The sequence below is a fragment of the Aeromonas sp. R5-4 genome, from assembly GCF_040908215.1.
Taxonomy (GTDB): Bacteria; Pseudomonadota; Gammaproteobacteria; order Enterobacterales; family Aeromonadaceae; genus Aeromonas; species Aeromonas veronii.
Window position 1 is genome coordinate 1 of the sequence record NZ_JBFODG010000034.1, and the last position, 18,271, is coordinate 18,271.

Below are 18,271 nucleotides of genomic sequence, written 5' to 3' on the forward strand. Positions count from 1 at the left end.
CTGAACCTCTGCGAGCTCTCCCATATTCTGCCCAGCGATGGGCAACCGCTGTCCAGCCAGCAGGCGCAGGCCGAGCCCCTGCGCCGTTATGACGCAGCGGGCAGGGTCAGCCAGATAGGCCCCAATCAGTACCGCTACGACAAGTGCGGACGGCTCAGTGAGAAGGTGGTATCACGCCCCGGTTTCCGGCCTCAGACCACTCAATTTGAGTGGGATGGCTTTGACCGCCTGCAACGGGTCATCTTGCCCGATGGCAGCCGCTGGCGTTACCGCTATGACCCCTTTGGTCGGCGTATCGGCAAGGAGCGGGAGGGGCAGGTGAGCCAACTCACCGCGATAACCCGCGTCCACTATCGCTGGGACGGTGACCAGCTGGTGCAGCAACAAAGCTACCGGGCCGATGGCAACGCCGCCCGTCAGGTGCAGTGGGTCTATGAGCCGGGCAGCTTCAGGCCGCTGGCCCAATGGGAAGCTGGTGAGCAGGGCGAGCGTCTGCACTACATCGTGACGGATGTGGCGGGCACCGCCCGCGAGCTGTGCAGCGAAGCCGGTGACATTATCTGGCGTGGTGAACAGCGGCTGTGGGGCAACTATCGCGCTGATGCCATCCCTCGACCGCTCAGGCGCTTCCTTGGGGATGCAGCCAACGAAGAGACCTACTGTGAGTTGCGCTATCAGGGTCAGATTTATGACCAGGAGACGGGGCTGCACTACAACCGGCACCGTTACTTTGATCCTGAGTTGGGGCAATATATCTCGTCAGACCCGATAGGTTTTGCTGGAGGGCTGAGGCCACAGGGGTATGTGCATAACCCGTTAGAGTGGGTTGATCCGCTGGGGTTGGCTACAAGGCCTAACAACGGTAAATATCACATATTCCATGACCATCAGGTAGATCCTGCGAATAGATACGCAAGTGAGAGCGTTCAATTTAGACAGGCTAATAAAGAGCTCTTGTCAAGGTTAGAAACTGACCATGCATATAGAAAAGATATGTTTAGCCGATATCCTGAACTTTCCGAATGGTCTAAGTCGGGTAACATGTCAACAAGCCCAGCAGGCATGACATGGCACCATCATGAAGATGTAAATAGGCTCGTCTTGGTTGATCGAGGCGATCATTCAGCAAATCATGGTATTTATCATCCTATTGGTAAAGGTGGGCGGGATATATGGGGGGGCGGTAAAGAAGGGAGAACAGGAAAGCTGGACGGTGCAACAGGAGAGAAAAAATGCAAGTTAAAATGAAATCTTATATCAAGTTGTCGGATCTTATTCTTGCCATAAAGAACAGAGATTTTGACCAAGGCTCCTTTTTTTGTTTATATTCGAAGGACTCCATGAAGCCCCTCGAATCCAACTCCCTTTGTTTTATTGATGAGTATCCACAAGAGGGGGCAGAAGGAGAGGATGTTTTCCCAAGTGATGTTATAAAAAATGATTTGGAGCTGTGTTATTATGGTGAGCAGTTTATTGATGTTATAAACAATGTCATTTCACAGATAAACGAGCCTCAAGTATCAGCTTTCGTTGAGGCCCTCAATTATTACATGGATAATGATGATTTTCTCGATATTAGATAGTAGAGGCAATGTGTACATTATCTAGTTTATATTGCTCCAGTTATCACTTTACACCGGCATATTGCCGGTGTTTTTTTGCAGCCACTGGTGTGAATAGGGCTGGAAGCTCAATGGCAACGGTCAGGCGGTGGCCGAGCGCAGCAAGCGCGGCCACGAGCGTCAGGCCCGGCTGTTTGGCTATGACAGCGAGCTGAACCTCTGCGAGCTCTCCCATATTCTGCCCAGCGATGGGCAACCGTTATCCAGCCAGCAGGCGCAGGCCGAGCCCTTGTGCCGTTATGACGCCGCGGGCCGGGTCAGCCAGATAGGGCCCAATCAATACCGCTATGACACCTTTGGTCGGCGCATCGGCAAGGAGCGGGAGGTGTCAGCGTTGACTGCCATTACTCGCGTCCAGTATCTATAGGTTTATACCATTAAACCGGCATTGCGCCGGTTTTTAACGGAAAAGTTAACTGTAGCCATTCTTGAACAATGCAATGAAATATTATCGGAGATAGCAATGGATGCTATTGATTTTTATGAATGTGACGAAGGTATTTGCTGTGATATTATATTGGAGTCATTTTTAGATGACCCTATTCAGGTTGTAAATCTCGAGACCTATGAGATTAATGATAAGTTTCTCATGGATATTTATTATCTTCGTGACAATCAGCGAGAGATGAACTCGAAAGTTAATGAATCAATATCCGAGTATATAAAAAGAAAATACCATTCTGAAAGTGTTTGTTTCAAATTGATAAAAGTGTATTCATTTCATGATGAAGAAAGAAAGTATGGGTTTGTCTTCAATTGGGATGGTGATTCAGAGCACGGGATTGGTGTTAAGGTTGATAATACCGATGTAATTAAGATCGGTCCTGCAGAAGTATCATTCATGTAGATTATTTGTAACTTAATTAAGAGGCGCTTACATAACAAAGCGCCACTTTTGATATATCCGTCTCTGAAGATGTTTATTTTTTGACTCATACGTCAGATGCCAGAGTAAGGGAAGGTGCGAATAAGTGCTCAGTTCACAACTGGGCTTTGAATTTAGTCATTCAATGTCAATGGGTTATGATGATATTGCTTCTTGTTAAATGACTTATTCGCACCTTCCTCAGCTTTGTGCCTATCAGGTAGCCGTGTAGCATATCGAGTGCCCCATCCGTCACTTTTCACTCTGCGAAGAATTTTCTCATGACCCATCGAGCCCTATGGCTGGCACTGACCGCCAGCATCTTAACCGCCTGCTCAGCCACGGCGCCACGCACTGATGCCGAGCTATCCCAAGCTGCAAAGCAGGGGGATGGCCGCGCCCAGTATGAGCTGGCCAGACGGCTGGCGAGCCAGCCCGATTACCCCAATGCCATGCACTGGATGCAGCAGGCCGCTGAACAGTCTGGCCCTTTAGCAGCCGATAAAAAGATCCGCGCCAGCGCCGCCTGGCAAGTGGGGGACTGGTATCAGGCCGGGCTCGGGGAGCCCAAAAATCCGCTGCTTGCCAACCAGTGGTGGCAGCGCTCTGCGCGCCTTGGCAACACCAACGCCAGCTATCGGCTGGGGGTGATGTGCCAGGAGCAACATCAAGGCAAGCTGGCGAGTGACTGCCTCAATTGGTTCGAGCAGGCTGCTAAGCAGGATCATGCTGACGCTCAGCTGGTACTGGCCCGCTGGTACAGCACCCAACCGGGGGCCGATACGGATGCCATCAAGTGGCTTGAGCGGTCCGCAGAACTGGGTAACCGTGATGCCCAGTACCTGCTGGGTGAGCGATATGCGCAAGGTAAAGGGGTAGTCAAACGACCAGACCTCGCCCAGCGTTGGAACGACAAGGCGGCGGCTCAGCAGCAACCGGACGCTTTGCTACAGCAAGCCAAACAGGCCACCCCCACCAATGCTTTTGCTACCTATCAGCGCGCTGCCAATGCGGGTTCTGCCGAGGCAGAGCTTTGGCTAGGGATGGCTTATCTGGCAGGGGAACAAGTTCCAACAGACCCTGCCTTGGGCCGCTACTGGCTGGAGCTGGCCGCCGGGCACGGCTCCCATGAAGCCGAGTACCAACTGAGCTTGCAGCAGGTAGACCGGGAACAGCAGATCCACTGGTTAACTCGGGCTGCTGACGGTGGCGTACCAAAGGCATTGTTTGAGCTGGCGAAGCTACAGCATAAGCAAGGTGAACTGGATCAGGCCAGAGCCAGTTATGCCAAGGCAGCTCAACAAGGGCACATTCTCGCACAGTACACCTACGGTGAAATGCTGCGTCTGGGGCAAGGTGGCAAAGAGGATTACGCACTGGCACTCAAGCAGTATCGCCAGGCAGCCCAACAAGGTGATCGTATGGCGCAATACCGGATGGGAACCATGCGTGAAGAGGGACTGGGGGCTCCGCGCAACCGGGTACATGCCTATGCCTGGTTATCTATGGCGGCAACAGAAGGGATGCCAGAAGCCGTGCAGGCTCGTGATGAGCTGGAAGCAGCTATGACCAAGCCGGAAGTCAAACAAGCGCAGAAACTCTCTGAGCACTGGTTTGGCAAGATGTCATCGCCCGCCAAGAAAAAAAGCTAAAAAAGAACATAGAAGAAAGCGGCCATTTGGCCGCTTTCTTCTTATTCAGTTGGCAAATAACCTGCCACAAACTCAGCCCACGCATCCATCATAGGACGCCGCTGATCGAGCAAATCAGTGCGGTGGTATGCCGCCTCTACTTTGTTTTGTACTGTGTGAGCTAACGCTCGTTCAGCAAGATCCCGCGCATAGCCCTGCTCGCTGCACCAGTCCCGAAAGCTGGAACGAAAGCCATGTGCTGTTGCCAGACGGCCAGGAGTAGAGCTTGGCGCTTTTACCCGTCGTAAAAATGTTGTTAGTACCATATCTGATAGGGGGACCTGATCGCGTGGTGAAGGGAAGACCAATTCATTATGCAACCCCTGCAATCCCATCAGGATCTCAACAGCGCGAATAGATAACGGGACGCGATGCATATGTTTGGCCTTCATGGCGTTCTGCTGGCAAGGTCCAGATCTTTGCTTCCAGATCTACCTCTGACCATTTCATGGCTCTCACTTCACCTGAGCGGCAAGCCGTCAGGATCAAGAACTCCAGCATTAAGCGTGTTACATCATAACGTTGGGCCGTTCTCAAATGCAGCTGAACAAAGGCAGGAATATCACGCCAGGGCATGGCAGGTTGATGCTCTTTACGCACGGCTTTACTGGGCTGTAGCGGGAGCAAGTGACTCACGACATCGACCGGATTTGCTTGGCAGTGACCATGCGCCCAAGCCCAAGCCATTACCGCATGCAGCCGTTGTTTCACACGGCTAGCAGTTTCAGGGATTTCCAACCAGATCGGCATTAAGACCTCAGCGATCTGTGCAGGAGTGATGGCAGAGATGGAGTACTGGCCAATCATGGGGAATGCATACTGCTCGAGCGTCGAGATCCACTGTTTGCCGTGTTTGGGGTTTTTCCATCCAGGTAGCAGTTTGGAATGAACTTCCCGAGCAGCAGCCTCGAAAGTTGGGATAGCGGGTTTGCTCTCTTCAGCACGTTTGAGTTCGAGTGGGTCAAGGCCATTGGCGAGTTGCTCTCGCATCTTCTGTCCTTGCTTGGTGGCATCGGCTATGGATATTTCGGGGTAAGAACCAAGCCCCGCATTTCTGCGTTTGCCGGTCACTGGGCTGACATAACGAAGCACCCAGTTGCCACGGCCTTTAGCCGTTGACGGATGAAGTGCAAGGCCTGTTACGCCACCATGTGCAATCGCTTTGTCACCCAGCTTGAGATTACGTGCTTTGGTATCGGTAAGAAGTGCCATTAGGGAAGATTCCTTGAGAATGTGGCATGCCATTGACTATGCCATCCATTGTGCCATTTAGTGCGAGATAGAGTCATTTATAGTCGGACTGTTTTGGACGGCTTTAACTGTAAGGTGCTGATTGTAATTGGATATGTAGGATGTGGCTGGTTTTGGTTGGATGTGACTCAGGCGGGCTGTCTCTCCGCCACATGCCAAGCCCAACCTGTTTAGCAGGTTGGGCTTTTTCTTTTGGTGATGTGCTGAGGAATTATCCAGCTGACTGTGTATCTGTGGTCATCGAGCCGGATTAATGCTGTTGGATGCTCGCCGTGCCTGCCTGGAGTGCAGGTGCTGCTGCGCCCCGATGATGAAGACAAAAAAGACCGGCACGAAGAAGATGGCCAGCAGGGTGCCGCTGATCATGCCGCCAAACACGCCGGTGCCGATGGCGTGCTGGGTCTCCGCGCTGGCGCCACTGGCGAGCATCAAGGGCACCACCCCGAGGGTGAAGGCCAGCGACGTCATCAGAATGGGGCGCAGGCGCAGGCGGGCAGCAGTGACAGCCGCATCAAGCAGTGAGCGCCCTTCGCTGTGCAACTGGCGCGCAAACTCCACGATGAGGATGGCGTTCTTGGCCGACAGACCGATGATGGTGATCATGCCCACCTTGAAGAAGACGTCGTTGGGCATGCCGCGCAGCATCACGGCCGCGACGGCACCGAGCAGGCCCAGCGGCACCACCAGCATCACGGAGAGCGGGATCGACCAGCTCTCGTAGAGTGCCGCCAGCACCAGGAAGACCACCAGCGCCGACAATAGCATCAGCAGGGGGGCCTGCTCGGCCGACTGGCGCTCTTGCAACGACTGTCCCGTCCAGGCCAATGCGAAGCCTGGCGGCAATTGCGCCACCAGACGCTCCATCTCCGCCATCGCCGCTCCGCTGGAGATGCCGGGCGCTGCCCCTCCGGCAATACGCACGGCAGGGAAGCCATCGAAGCGCATCATCTGTTGCGGCGATTCGTGCCATTCCGGTGTCACCACCTCCCGCAAGGGGACCATGCCGCCGCTGGCATTGCGCACCCGCAGACCGAGCACGTCATCGAGCTGCATGCGCGCCGACGCGTCGGCCTGCAGAATGACCTGCTGCATGTGCCCGCCGTTGGGGAAGTCGTTGACGTAGAGCGACCCCATTGCGGCCGACAGGGTACTGCTTACGCTGGCGAACGAGAGTCCCATGGCTTCGGCCTTCTGTCGGTTGATCTCGAGGTGAATGCTCTCGCCGGGAGGCAGATTGTCGGGATACACATCACTGACTACCTGGCTGTTGGCGGCCAGTTCCAGCAGTTGGGCCTGAGCGGCCAGCAGCGCGGCTTCCCCCCGATTGGCCCTGTCTTGCAGGAACAGGGTGAAGCCGGAGGCGGTGCCCAGCTCGTCGATGGCGGGCGGCAGCAGGCTCATTACCGTGCCTTCAGGAATATTTGCCATAGCCGCTTGTGCCAGCTCTGCCTCTTCGGCTGCCGTGGCGCCATGACGCTGATCCCAATCTTTCAGCATGGTGAAGGCCATGGCGGCATTGGGGCCTGCGCCGGAGAAGCTGAAGCCTTGCACCACCAGGTTGGTGTCCAGCGCCTCGCGAGAGGCGACGTGAGCCTCGAAGGCCTTGACCACCTCAAGAGTACGCTCGCTGGTGGCGCCGGTCGGCAGCTGGATGGAGGTCATGAAGTAGCCCTGATCCTCATCCGGCAGGAAAGAGGAGGGCAGCTGGGCGGCGCCGATGGCCAGCGCGGCGCAGAGGGCGGCAAAGGTTGCCATCATCCGTCCGCTGCGCCCGACCAGCCGGGTTACCCGCGCACCGTAGCCTGCCGTGAACCGCTCGAAAGCCCGGTTGAAGGCACCGAAGAAGCCGCGTTTCTCATGATGATCCGGACTGACCGGGCGCAGCAAGGTGGCGCAGAGCGCGGGCGTCAGGGTCAGGGCGAGGAAGGCCGAAATGAGGATCGACACCGCCATCGACAGGGTGAACTGCTGGTAGATGACCCCCACTGAGCCGCTGCCAAACGCCATGGGGAGGAACACCGCCGTGAGCACCAGGGTGATGCCGATCACCGCCCCGGTGATCTCCTTCATGGCCTGCGAGGTCGCCTCCCTGGGCGAGAGCCCTCGGGTGGCCATCAGGCGCTCGACGTTCTCCACCACCACGATGGCGTCGTCGACTATGATGCCGATGGCCAGCACCATGCCGAACATGGTGAGGGAGTTGATCGAAAAACCGGCCAGCAGCATCACCGCGAAGGTGCCAAGCAGAGCGATGGGGGCAACGATGGCCGGGATCAGGGTGTAGCGCAGGTTTTGCAGGAAGAGAAACATCACCAGAAACACCAGCACCATGGCTTCCAGCAGGGTGTGGATCACCTTTTCGATGGAGACCTTGACGAAAGGGGCCGAGTCAAAGGGTATCGAATAGGCCATGCCCGCTGGCAGGGTGGGGGCGAGCTGGGCGAGACGGGTGCGCACCGCATCGGCGGTACGCACGGCGTTGGCGCCGGGGGAGAGCTGGATGGCGGCGCTGGTGGCGGCCACGCCGTTCTCCCGGTTGGAGAAGGCGTAGGATTGCGCCCCCAGCTCGACCCGGGCGACATCACCCAGCACCAGCTTGGCGCCATCGCCACCGGCTCGCAGCACGATGGCGGCGAATGCCTCGGGGGTCGTCAGCTGCCCTTGAACCGTGAGGGGAACCGTCAGGCGCTGGCCAGGCAGGGCGGGCTCGTCACCGAGACGTCCCGGTGCAATCTGGATGTTCTGCTGCTCGATGGCCTGTGCCACCTCGCCGATGGTCAGCCCGTAGGCGGCGAGTTTGGCCGGATCTACCCAGATGCGCATGGCCTGCTCGGCGCCGAACAGCTGCACTCGTCCTACCCCGTCGATGCGGCGCAGCTCCTGCACAATATTGCGTGCCATGTAGTCGTTGAGGGCAACTTCATCGAAGCGGCCATCCGGTGAGGTCATGCCGACCATCATCAGAAAGCCGGATGAGGCTGACTCTACCTGCAGGCCGGTTTGCCGCACCGCTTGTGGCAAGCGAGGTTCGACCGCCTTGATGCGGTTTTGCACGTCCATCTGGGCCAGCTCCGGATCGGTGCTCGGCTTGAAGGTGGCAGTGATCTGCGCGCTGCCCGAGGCGTCCACAGAGGACTCGAAGTAGAGCAGGTTCTTCACTCCCGACAGCTCGCGCTCGATAAGGCTCACCACCGCATCGTTCAGGGTCTGCGGTGTGGCGCCCGGATAGGTGGCATAGAGGGTCACCGACACCGGCGCCACCGAGGGATAGCGGGAGATGGGGAGCTTGGGGATGGCGATGACCCCTGCCAGCACGATGAACAGGGCGATCACCCAGGCAAACACCGGGCGATGGATAAAAAACTGCGGCATGGATAACTCTCCGATTCAGCGAATGCCACCGTCAGCCGGTTGGCTGACAGCGGGTGCTTGCCAGGGGGAAGCTGTGACCTGAACCCCCGGGGTCAGACGGTCGATCCCTTCGATCACCACCTGTTGCCCGGCACTGAGCCCGGACGCGATGCGGTACTGGTTATTCACCAGTTCAGCGGTATTGACCTGAACCAGCTGTGCCTGCCCCTGGCCATCCACCACCCACACGCTGGTCTGACCCGAGGTGCGAACTACCGCCTGCTGGGGCACGGTCAGGGCGTTGGCATAGCGGGCACGGGGGATGCGCGCCTGCACATAGAGGCCGGGCAACAGGCGCCGCTCAGGGTTATCCACCAGCACCCGCAGCAGCACATCGCCGGTTCCGGCATCGACCTCAATGCCGGAGAAGAGGATGTGCCCCTGCATCCCCAGCGGCGTGCCATTGCTGCCGAGGATCTCCACCGCCAATTCCGGTGCCGTTGAGCCAGCCTGCTGGCGCAGGGATTCCAGCACCGAGGCCGGTTGACGCACATCGACGTAGACCTGATCAATCTGCTGGATCCGGGCCATGGGGGTGGCATCGGTTGGCGACACCAGAGCCCCTTCACTCACCAGCGCCTGATCGATACGTCCGGCGATGGGGGCTTCCACGCTGGCAAATTGCAGGTTCAGTTGGTGCCGGGCCAGAGTCGCCCTGGCCTGGGCTACATCGGCGGCCGCCTGATCCCGCTGGGAGATCGCATCGTCATAGGTCTGGCGGCTGATGGCGTCGGTGCGCAGCAGCGGCTTCAGGCGGTCAATCTGGATGCGGGCGCGGGCCAGCACGGCCTCGGCCCGTTGCAATGCGGCGGCGGCGCTGTCGACATCGGCCTTGAAGGGGGCCGGGTTTATCTGGAACAGCACGGTACCTGCGCTGATCTCTGCGCCCTGTTCGAACAGGCGGCGCTGCACGATACCGCTGATCTGGGCGCGAATGTCGGCGCTGCGCAGTGCCGCTACCCGGGCGGGCAGATCCTCGCTGATGACAAGCTCCCGACCAGTCAATGTCAGCACCGACACCTGAGGAGGGGCGGGAGCCTCCTGCTCTTGCGGCGCGACATCGCAACCCGCTAACCCGAATGCGGCAATGACGGCGAGCAGGGCGCCCGCATACCGCTGTTTGACAAACATCATCCACTCACCTCGTTAAACCGTCTCTCCGGTGTGATGTGACCGGAGAGTGCATCGAGCGGCCATTATGGCGAGGGGCTATTGCGAATGATTCGAGGCTTTGTGGAGAATCCATGGAGGCGATGATAAAGTTCAACGCCACCTTTTTTCGAGTCCGACTATGTCCCATCTCAATGCTTCCGCCAGCCCGGCGGGCCAGTCACTGGTACTGATTGCAGAGGATGAAGCCGAGATCGCCGACATCCTCGCCGCTTACCTGCAACGTCATGGCTTGCGCTCCCTGCACGCCGCCGATGGCCGTGAAGCGCTGGCCATGCATCAGGCATTCAAACCCGATCTCCTGCTGCTGGATGTGCAGATGCCGCAACTGGATGGCTGGCAGGTGCTCAGCGAGATCCGGGCGCGCGGCGATACGCCGGTGATCATGCTGACCGCCCTCGATCAGGATCTCGACAAGCTGATGGGGCTGCGCATGGGGGCGGATGACTATGTGGTCAAACCCTTCAATCCGGCCGAAGTGGTGGCGCGAGTGCAGGCCGTGCTCCGGCGCACCCGGGCCGTAAAGCCGGCCACGGCGAATGTGCTGCGGGTCGGCCAGTTTCAGATCGATCTGGAGAGCCACGAGGCCAGCATTTTCCACGATGACCAGCAGCAGGTGCTGGAGCTGACCCTGACCGAGTTCAAGTTGCTCGCCTCTTTGATGCGGGCGCCGAAACGGGTGTTCAGCCGCGCCGAACTGCTGACTCACTGCTTGCCGGAGGGGGATACCCAGGAGCGTACGGTGGATAGCCACATCAGCAAGTTGCGCAAAAAACTGGAGACACACGGCATTCAGGGGGTCCCCGCCAGTGTCTGGGGCGTTGGCTATCGCTTCGGGGGCGATGCATGAAATCGGCGCCCGGCCTTCGCAGGCAGATCATCCGCTCCCTGGGGCTGATGACGCTTGGTATCATCTCCCTCGCGGTGATCGGCACCTATGTGTTTTATGGCATCGCCGTGGCGTTTGTGCCGGGCAGCATCTCCGAGACCTGGGTGCCCTCCAGAGTCGAGATGATCTGGATCGGCTCCACCATTCTCATTGCATTGGGGATGGCGCTGTACGTGGCGGTGCGCCTCTCTCGCCGCATCCTGACTCCCCTCAACTCGGTGGCAACCAGCCTGCGCGAGGTGGCCGAGGGCAAACTCGATGCCCGTGTGCCGGAGGATGAGCAGGCGATCGGGGAGACGGCGCAACTGGTGCGTGACTTCAACGCCATGGCCGAGCGGTTGCAGAGCATGACCCGCGAGCGGGAGTTCTGGAATGCCGCAATTGCCCACGAGTTGCGCACTCCCGTCACCATTTTGCGTGGCCGCTTGCAGGGGCTGGCCGAAGGGGTATTTCCTCCCAGCAGCGAACTCTTCGAGGGGTTGCTGCGTCAGGTGGAGGGGCTCAATCACCTGATCGAGGATTTGCGGGTATTGAGCCTCAACGACAGCGGCCATCTGGAGTTGCAGCGGACCGAGGTCAGGCTGGCCGACGAGCTTGCCGTGGTGCTTGAGGCGTTTGCCAGCCCTCTGGCGGCGAGCGGATTTGTGTTGCAGCGGGAGCTCGATAGCGAACTTCATGTTTGCTGCGATCTGTTTCGTATCCGTCAGGCTCTGATGGCGCTGTTGGAAAATGCCCAGAAGCACGCGCTGCCGGGCCTGCTGACCGTGCGGCTGCATCGCTCGGAGAGTGTGTGCGTCCTGAGTGTGGAAGATGAGGGGCCGGGCATCAGCGAGGAGATCGCCGCCTGTATCTTCGATGCGTTTCGTCGCGGAGATCCATCACGCTCGCGCAAGAGCGGCGGTAGCGGGCTCGGACTCGCAGTGGTCAAGGCGATTGCCGAGGCGCACGGTGGCAGCGCGGTTTGCCAAGCTACCGGGCGGGGAGGGAGCCGATTCGTGCTCTCCTGGCCCATCTCGGCCATGTCCGGTGGCCCTGAAATCTAGCCTAGGGGCGGCAGGTTCTGATGAAGCTATACAGCTGACAGCTGCCCGCACAGGGGCGTTCGACAAGCGACTGTCATAAGGGTTTTCACCGCTTTGCCGGGTGAGCTGGAGGGGTTGGGACATGGCTCATTTGGCGCGAAATCATGGTTTTTAGCCGTCAAAAATTGAAACCGTTTTCAGAAATCCTTTTCAACTGTGATCCGCTTCAAAGCTTTTTCGGGCGCCAACCTCTAGCATTGGCTCCACGAATTAGGGGCTAGCGCTCCCGATTTTCCCGCTGTGGGAGGTAACCGGATGATCCGGCTATTTCCTTCGTTACTTTCGACGGTCATCATGGATGGCCGTTTTTTTTTGAGTTATTTCACGGTAAAGGGTCGAGCCGCTGGCGCTTTACCGTTAAAATTCCGCTTTTGCACTTGCCCGTGAGTCTTGATGTCTGCGTCCACCCTCTCTTCGGATAGTTATGCCCTGCTCGCCACCCTGCAATTGCAGCGCGTTGCCAGTACCCGTTTGCTGCAAGAACAACTGGCGATAGGCCATGCCCTGATCGATAAACTGACCCGACTGCAGGATGCGGGGCTGGTCAGATTGCGCGGGGAGCAGCAGTGGAGCCTGACCGCCGAGGGGACGCTGGCGCTGATCCTGGGGGTGCGTGCCGGTCTCTGCCCGGCGCCGGACTGGAGCCGGGTGCCCTCATTGACCGGGCAGGATCTTACCCATGCGGTGGTGCGCGAGCTCTGCCGCGGCAAGGCGGGGGAGATCCCCACCTATTTCTCGGCCAGCGATCTGCTGACCCTGCTCGATACCCCGGACGCTAACCAGTTGCTGGCGGGCTCCAGCCCCGCCTGGCAGCAAATGTTGCTGGAGCACTTCTCGCTGCAACTCTTGCTCGATGCCCCCTATGAAGAGCGCTGGCCGCTGGCCAATGCGCTGGTGCGTTGCGCTCCCGAGGTGCAGGCCAGGGCCAAAGCGTTCGAGGCGGAGTGGCGCTGGCTCTGCGGGGATGGCGAGAGCACATCGCCAACCGGCGAGGACAAGGATGCCGCCCCCGGCTGGCCAGCCCTGCAGGCGCTGGCCCAGCAGAGCCAGAGCGGCCCGCTTGGCGAGCGACTGCTCACCGCGCTGGGCCAGTGGCAGGCAACCGATGAGGGTGAGGCGGGCCAGTGGCCCCGTTCATTCAGCGCCCTGCTCTGGCTTGGCTGGTTGCAGCAGGCCGACCCCGTCATCGCCAGCGAACAGCGCAAGAAGTGGCAGCGCAGCCTGACTGGCCAGTTCCCCCTGCTTGCCGACCTGCTCAGCCAGTGGGCGGGCGATCGCCACGGTCAGGCGGTCGGCCTGTTCGATACCCTGCAGCTGCCGGTGGAGGAGCTCCACTGGGGCTATCTCTGGCTCGATCTATGCGCGCTGGCCCGTCACGGTGCCCAGAGCCCGCAGGTGGCCATGTTGCACAAGTGGGATCTCTCCCATCTGCTCGATGCCGAGCCCCATCATCGCCTGATGGCCTTTTGTCAGGATCTGCTGCGCATCTTGTTGGGCGAGGTGGCCAAAGGGGCACCCTTGTGCCAACTGCGCGGCAGTGAGGAGAGTGCGCAAGAGGGCAGTGACGAGCAGGATGATGACGGGGACGAGGACAAAACCGCGGCCTCTGCCAGCTGGCTCAACTGGTTGCAGGGGCTGGGCCGCGCCAGTGGCGTACGCAAGCCGCAGGAGCGGTTGGTGTGGCTGCTCCATGCCGATGGCCCCGAGCTGGAGTGCAAGATCCAGAAGCTGAGCACCAAGGGGGAGTGGACCGCCGGTCGCCGGGTCGATCCGGCCCTGCTCTCTACCCAGTATGCCGCCATGCTCGATGAGCACGACTGGGCACTGGTCCGCACCCTGCCACGGGTGATGGGACGACTGCCGCGGGATGTCTGGGCGCCGCTGGCCGATCACCCCCGTTTGTTCAACGCCAAGGGGCAAAAGCTGCAACTGGCCATCAGCGCCCCCCTGCTGCAGGTGGTGGCCACCGAACAGGGGATGAGCGCGCAGCTCTGCCCCGATGCGGCCGCCCGCGGGGCCCATATCATGCCGCTGGCGCAGGATCTGTGGCAGCTGATCCTCACCCCGCAGCCGCTGCTCGACCGCTTGCCAGCGCTCGAATCCATCCCGCTGCTGCCCGCCGAGGGGCTGGCCGAGCTGCAACGCACCCTGGACGCCATTCCCGAGTTGCCCTGGCACAGTCAGGTTGCGGGGCTTAGCGGCAACGCCGAACTGGCTCCCTGGCCGGGCATTCCTTCGGTGCAACTGGATTGGCAGGATGGTCAGCTGTCGGTCAAGCTGGTGACCCGCTTTGAGGATCTGCCGCCCCAGCCCCTTGGCAAAGGGGAGGCGATCGTGCGGCAGGGGATCAAGGCGTACCACTATTGGCAGCGGGATCTCGCGGCCGAGAAGGTGCAGGCCCAGTTGCTGCGCAATCAATTGCCCATCGGCCTGCCCGGCAGCGAGTGGCTGCTGCAGGGGGAACAGGCGCTGGCGCTGGTCAATGCCCTGCCCGAGCTGGTGGATGCCGGTGTGGTCATTCACTGGCATCAGGACAGCGCCCGCCTCAAGAGCCTCGATGAAGCGGCCCTGAGCCTGCGCATCGAGCGGCGGCAGGACTGGTTCCAGGTCGAAGGGGCACTGGCGCTTGATGAGCACCAGATCCTCGATCTGCGCCTTATTCTGCGCCAGATGACCCCGGGGCAGCGCACCGTTCAGCTCGACGAGAAGACCAGCCTGATGCTGAGCGACAAGCTGGTGGAACGGCTCACCATGCTGGGGGCCATGCTCGATGAAGAGCAGCGGATAAACAACAAGCTGGCCTATCCGCTCACTCGCCTGCTCTCGGTCATTACCACCGAAGGGGATGCGGCGTGGCAATCCCTGCAGCAGGAGTGGCAGCAGGAGGTCGATTGCCCGGGCGAGCTGCTTACCTCCCTGCGGGACTATCAGAAAGAGGGGGTGCGCTGGATGGCGACCCTGGCCCATCACGGTTTTGGTGCCTGTCTGGCCGATGACATGGGTCTGGGCAAGACGCTGCAGGCGCTGATTGTGTTGCGCATGCGCCAGCACCTTGGCCCTGCGCTGGTGGTGGTGCCCAAGTCAGTGGTCACCAACTGGCAGGAGGAGGTGACCCGTTTCGCCCCCGAACTGGATGTGGTGGTGTTCGAGAATCCGGCCGAGCGGGAGGGGATCATTCGCGAGGCCAAAGCGGGGCAGGTGATCCTCATCAACTACGGCATGCTCGGCAGTCTGGCGGAGGCGCTCAAGGCGCGCCGCTGGTCCAGCATGGTGCTCGATGAGGCGCAGCAGATCAAAAACGCCGGTACCCAGCGCGCCAAGCTGCTGTTCCAGCTCGAAGGCGATTTTCGCCTCGCCCTCTCCGGCACCCCCATCGAAAACCATCTGGGGGAGCTGTGGAGTCTCTTTACCTTTATCAACCCGGGGCTGCTCGGCAGCCTTGGCGAGTTCAAGCGCCGCTTTGGCAAGGCGGTCAAGGATCCCCAGCACATGGCGCTGCTGCGGGCGGTGATCAGCCCCTTTATCCTGCGTCGTCTCAAGCAGCAGGTGTTGACCGAGCTGCCGGACAAGACCGAGATCATTCACCACATCAGCCTCTCCCCCGAAGAGCGCCAGCTCTACGAGGCGACCCGGCGGGAAGTGGTGCAGCAGGTGCAAAGCGCCGATGGTCGCGCCCTGATGCATGTGCTGAGTGGCCTGACCCGGCTGCGCCGACTCTGCTGCTCGCCGGAGCTGGTGATGCCCGAGTGGTCGCAAACCAGCAGCAAGCTGGACGAGGCGATGGCCCTGCTGGAAGAGGCGATCGACGGTGGTCATCGGGTGCTGGTGTTCAGCCAGTTTGTCGATCTGCTGAGCCTGCTGCGAGCCCGCATCGAGCAGAAATCCTGGGATTACTGCTATCTGGATGGGGGCTGCTCCGCCAAGTCCCGTCAGGACTCCATCCTGCGTTTTCGTCATGAGGAAGTGCCGCTGTTCCTCATCAGCCTCAAGGCAGGGGGGACCGGCCTCAACCTCACCCAGGCCGATACCGTGCTGCACCTCGATCCCTGGTGGAACCCGGCGGTGGAAGATCAGGCGAGCGATCGGGCGCACCGGATGGGCCAGACCCAGCCGGTGACCGTGTACCGGCTGGTGTGCGAGCAGACGGTGGAGGAGAAGATTGTCGCCCTGCACGACGAGAAGCGGGCGCTGGCCGATGGGTTGCTGAGCGGCCAGTCCGAGGTGCGCGGGCTGGATGTGGAGAGCCTGCGGGCCCTGCTGATGGGCTGATTGGCGGCGCCACCTTTCATACCGCCTATCGAGACAGAAAAGGGGAGAACATCCAGAGATGTTCTCCCCTTTCTCGTTTGGGACGCAGATATGGGGTACTCGTTTATCGCGGCAAGGCGGCGCAGTTATCCATGAACCAGCTATCCCTGATCAAGTCACCCCTGATAGAGATAGAGGTGCAGCCGCTCGATGATGGGCTCGCCGCCAATCTTGCGATCTCGCCGCGCCTGCCGGCTCTTGGGGGGATAGTTGCCCAGATGGGTGACTGCAGGCGGGGTATCCGAGCAGAGCAGCAGAGGCAGGCTCGCCTTGATCTGCTGCTTGCGCGGGGTGCGCTCCAGCCAGAGCAGGTTGATCATCGGGTGAGTCTTGACCGGGCGGCGGATCCGCAGCTCGGCATCGGCGGGCAGACGGCGAATGTCGTACACCTCCTGATCCACCATTTTGCTCCACTCCTCGTTGTTGGAGAGGGCCGGTATATAGCGGCGGCTGCGCTCCAGCATCTCCAGCACCTGCTCGCGACTGAGACGATTGATGGTCTGCTTGTCAGCCCAGGTAAAGCCGAGGGATTGCAGCTCCCCCGCCAACAGGGTCAGTTTGCGGTAGACCTGCAGGGTGATCACCCCGGGCAGGGCGGTATGTACCAGCTCGAACTTCTCGTCCCGTCCCCCCGCCTGCTGTACCAGCGCTTTGAAATCGAGCTTGCGCTGGTTGATTTGGTCGATCAGCGGTTGCAGCAAGGGGGCTGCGGCGGCAGGAAAGCGCAACCAGCCGGGCAGCCGATGAGTCGCCTTGGTGGAGCAGCCGGGGCGGACGCTGTGGTCCTGATAGGCGGCGAGGGTGGCCGCCAGCGCGGCTTCACCGTTGAGATAGCCCACCTCAATTTGCTCGATCGGGTCGTGTTCTTCCCCCTGTGCAACTGGGGGGAGAGGATAGACATGGGCCTCCTGCAGGTCGAGCTGGCCAAGCAGATCGGCCAGCTGGTTGAGAGCGGCTTCAATGGCGGCCATCTGTTGACGCAGGGCGGCGGTCGGGGTAAAGGTATCCATCGATGATCCTGTGGTTTCATCCGCCGCTGACGGCATAAACGATGGCGTCAGGGCAGGGGAATAAACTACTGTATAAATAACCATACCAGTATGCCGGTTGCGCGCCAAGAGGGGCGTTTTCGGGTCGTCATCGAGGGAGCTGCGCGGGAGGAAAAGTAAGTTTGTTTTATGTTTCATGATGTTAATTTAAGATCGTAAAGAGATCGACAAATTAACAATCGAATGTAATGACGGGGTTGCCACCAATGGCGCATCCATTGGCGAGTGCATAGGCAATGCGGTAAATTGCATATGTAAGGTGGTGCCATGCAGCACAATATGCTGCGGGCCGTTGATGGTCGAATAGTGACTTAATTATTCTTTATAAATCAAAGTATTAAAATTGTATCAGTCAGTTTTTTACTATTAGTTTTCCTAATGTAACGTATCAAAATTCGTCAATTGAGTCGGCCCTGCTCCCTGACTAAGCTTTGCGCATCAAATAAAGCCCAGTGCGTAAACAAATATTCAGAGGAGCCACATCATGGCCAACATGACTTATACCGAAACCGGTTACCAGCATTCCAGCCAATTGAATCTGGTTGCTCGCGTTAAAATGACCGTTCTGACCTGGCTGGAGCGCAGCCGCAGCCGTCGCCAGCTCTCCGAGCTGCCCGAGTACCTGCTCAAAGATATCGGCCTGAACGAAGCTGACCGTTATCAAGAGACCACCAAGCCGTTCTGGCGTGGTTGATCTGCCGGGCATGGATGCCTTGTTTTTCTGATGAGTCGTTTGCTGTTCTGCCCCGTGGCGCCCGGCCGCCAAGTCTGTCATTGTCTGTTTTATATCCCCCGTTTTCCCCCTGTTATTTGTTGGTCCTTTTTCCTCTCCTCTTTATTCCACATTGCTACTGCCATTGCTGTCGTCGTTCGATTGTTATCACACTTGTATCGTTAATGTTTGAATTTGTTTAAAAAACGATTTTAAGCCGC

Annotated in this window: 14 protein-coding genes; 9 read left to right on the forward strand and 5 right to left on the reverse strand. The window is 59.3% G+C overall.

Features of this window, described 5'->3' with window-relative positions:
• The 5 genes from AB5Y83_RS18560 to AB5Y83_RS18580 all read left to right on the forward strand — a co-directional run.
• Positions 1-1,248 (forward strand): RHS repeat-associated core domain-containing protein (locus AB5Y83_RS18560; RefSeq protein WP_368175731.1); only part of this gene is annotated, 1,248 nt, incomplete at its 5' end.
• A 92-nt stretch (positions 1,249-1,340) separates the two neighbouring features.
• Positions 1,341-1,583, forward strand: a complete 243-nt coding sequence (locus AB5Y83_RS18565; RefSeq protein WP_204787765.1) for a hypothetical protein — start codon at positions 1,341-1,343, stop codon at positions 1,581-1,583.
• A gap of 127 nt (positions 1,584-1,710) precedes the next feature.
• Positions 1,711-1,989 carry a hypothetical protein gene (locus tag AB5Y83_RS18570; protein WP_139748295.1) on the forward strand — a complete coding sequence of 93 codons (279 nt, stop codon included), beginning with the start codon at positions 1,711-1,713 and terminating at the stop codon, positions 1,987-1,989.
• Between the two features lie 96 nt (positions 1,990-2,085).
• Positions 2,086-2,469, forward strand: coding sequence for a hypothetical protein (locus tag AB5Y83_RS18575; protein WP_021229977.1), 384 nt, complete (start codon positions 2,086-2,088; stop codon positions 2,467-2,469).
• 299 nt (positions 2,470-2,768) lie between these two features.
• Positions 2,769-4,139 carry a tetratricopeptide repeat protein gene (locus AB5Y83_RS18580; protein WP_368175732.1) on the forward strand — a complete coding sequence of 457 codons (1,371 nt, stop codon included), beginning with the start codon at positions 2,769-2,771 and terminating at the stop codon, positions 4,137-4,139.
• A gap of 41 nt (positions 4,140-4,180) precedes the next feature.
• On the opposite strand, the gene AB5Y83_RS18585 is transcribed toward AB5Y83_RS18580, so the two are convergent.
• From AB5Y83_RS18585 to AB5Y83_RS18600, 4 genes are all read right to left on the reverse strand, one after another.
• The gene (locus AB5Y83_RS18585) at positions 4,181-4,570 is read right to left on the reverse strand and encodes a hypothetical protein (protein WP_234880020.1); all 390 of its coding nucleotides are present in this window, start codon (positions 4,568-4,570) and stop codon (positions 4,181-4,183) included.
• Entirely contained in the window at positions 4,521-5,390 is an 870-nt protein-coding gene (locus AB5Y83_RS18590) for an integrase arm-type DNA-binding domain-containing protein (RefSeq protein WP_234880021.1), read from the reverse strand. The genes AB5Y83_RS18585 and AB5Y83_RS18590 overlap by 50 nt, the downstream gene beginning before the upstream one ends.
• Before the next feature lie 276 nt (positions 5,391-5,666).
• Positions 5,667-8,801, reverse strand: coding sequence for a multidrug efflux RND transporter permease subunit (locus AB5Y83_RS18595; protein ID WP_368175733.1), 3,135 nt, complete (start codon positions 8,799-8,801; stop codon positions 5,667-5,669).
• A gap of 15 nt (positions 8,802-8,816) precedes the next feature.
• Positions 8,817-9,974, reverse strand: a complete 1,158-nt coding sequence (locus tag AB5Y83_RS18600; protein ID WP_139441176.1) for an efflux RND transporter periplasmic adaptor subunit — start codon at positions 9,972-9,974, stop codon at positions 8,817-8,819.
• 157 nt (positions 9,975-10,131) lie between these two features.
• On the opposite strand from AB5Y83_RS18600, the gene AB5Y83_RS18605 reads away from it, so the two are divergent.
• From AB5Y83_RS18605 to AB5Y83_RS18615, 3 genes are all read left to right on the forward strand, one after another.
• Positions 10,132-10,860: a response regulator gene (locus AB5Y83_RS18605; protein WP_100645512.1), complete on the forward strand. Its 729-nt coding sequence runs from the start codon at positions 10,132-10,134 to the stop codon at positions 10,858-10,860.
• Positions 10,857-11,942, forward strand: a complete 1,086-nt coding sequence (locus AB5Y83_RS18610) for an ATP-binding protein (RefSeq protein ID WP_139441174.1) — start codon at positions 10,857-10,859, stop codon at positions 11,940-11,942. The genes AB5Y83_RS18605 and AB5Y83_RS18610 overlap by 4 nt, the downstream gene beginning before the upstream one ends.
• A 432-nt stretch (positions 11,943-12,374) precedes the next feature.
• Entirely contained in the window at positions 12,375-16,250 is a 3,876-nt protein-coding gene (locus tag AB5Y83_RS18615) for an SNF2-related protein (RefSeq protein ID WP_368175734.1), read from the forward strand.
• A 155-nt stretch (positions 16,251-16,405) separates the two neighbouring features.
• Here the strand turns inward: AB5Y83_RS18615 and AB5Y83_RS18620 are convergent, their stop codons facing one another.
• Positions 16,406-17,299 carry a DNA replication terminus site-binding protein gene (locus AB5Y83_RS18620; RefSeq protein WP_368175735.1) on the reverse strand — a complete coding sequence of 298 codons (894 nt, stop codon included), beginning with the start codon at positions 17,297-17,299 and terminating at the stop codon, positions 16,406-16,408.
• Between the two features lie 523 nt (positions 17,300-17,822).
• On the opposite strand from AB5Y83_RS18620, the gene AB5Y83_RS18625 reads away from it, so the two are divergent.
• Complete coding sequence (locus tag AB5Y83_RS18625; protein WP_005337823.1) at positions 17,823-18,032, forward strand: DUF1127 domain-containing protein; 210 nt, start codon at positions 17,823-17,825, stop codon at positions 18,030-18,032.
• Positions 18,033-18,271 lie beyond the last annotated feature (239 nt).

Coding starts and splice junctions, on each gene's coding strand:
- AB5Y83_RS18590 (WP_234880021.1), bottom strand. CDS start 5,390: ATGGCACTTCTTACCGATACCAAAGCACGTAATCTCAAGCTGGGTGAC.
- AB5Y83_RS18595 (WP_368175733.1), bottom strand. CDS start 8,801: ATGCCGCAGTTTTTTATCCATCGCCCGGTGTTTGCCTGGGTGATCGCC.
- AB5Y83_RS18610 (WP_139441174.1), top strand. CDS start 10,857: ATGAAATCGGCGCCCGGCCTTCGCAGGCAGATCATCCGCTCCCTGGGG.
- AB5Y83_RS18580 (WP_368175732.1), top strand. CDS start 2,769: ATGACCCATCGAGCCCTATGGCTGGCACTGACCGCCAGCATCTTAACC.
- AB5Y83_RS18615 (WP_368175734.1), top strand. CDS start 12,375: ATGTCTGCGTCCACCCTCTCTTCGGATAGTTATGCCCTGCTCGCCACC.
- AB5Y83_RS18565 (WP_204787765.1), top strand. CDS start 1,341: ATGAAGCCCCTCGAATCCAACTCCCTTTGTTTTATTGATGAGTATCCA.
- AB5Y83_RS18625 (WP_005337823.1), top strand. CDS start 17,823: ATGGCCAACATGACTTATACCGAAACCGGTTACCAGCATTCCAGCCAA.
- AB5Y83_RS18600 (WP_139441176.1), bottom strand. CDS start 9,974: ATGATGTTTGTCAAACAGCGGTATGCGGGCGCCCTGCTCGCCGTCATT.
- AB5Y83_RS18605 (WP_100645512.1), top strand. CDS start 10,132: ATGTCCCATCTCAATGCTTCCGCCAGCCCGGCGGGCCAGTCACTGGTA.
- AB5Y83_RS18620 (WP_368175735.1), bottom strand. CDS start 17,299: ATGGATACCTTTACCCCGACCGCCGCCCTGCGTCAACAGATGGCCGCC.
- AB5Y83_RS18585 (WP_234880020.1), bottom strand. CDS start 4,570: ATGAAGGCCAAACATATGCATCGCGTCCCGTTATCTATTCGCGCTGTT.
- AB5Y83_RS18575 (WP_021229977.1), top strand. CDS start 2,086: ATGGATGCTATTGATTTTTATGAATGTGACGAAGGTATTTGCTGTGAT.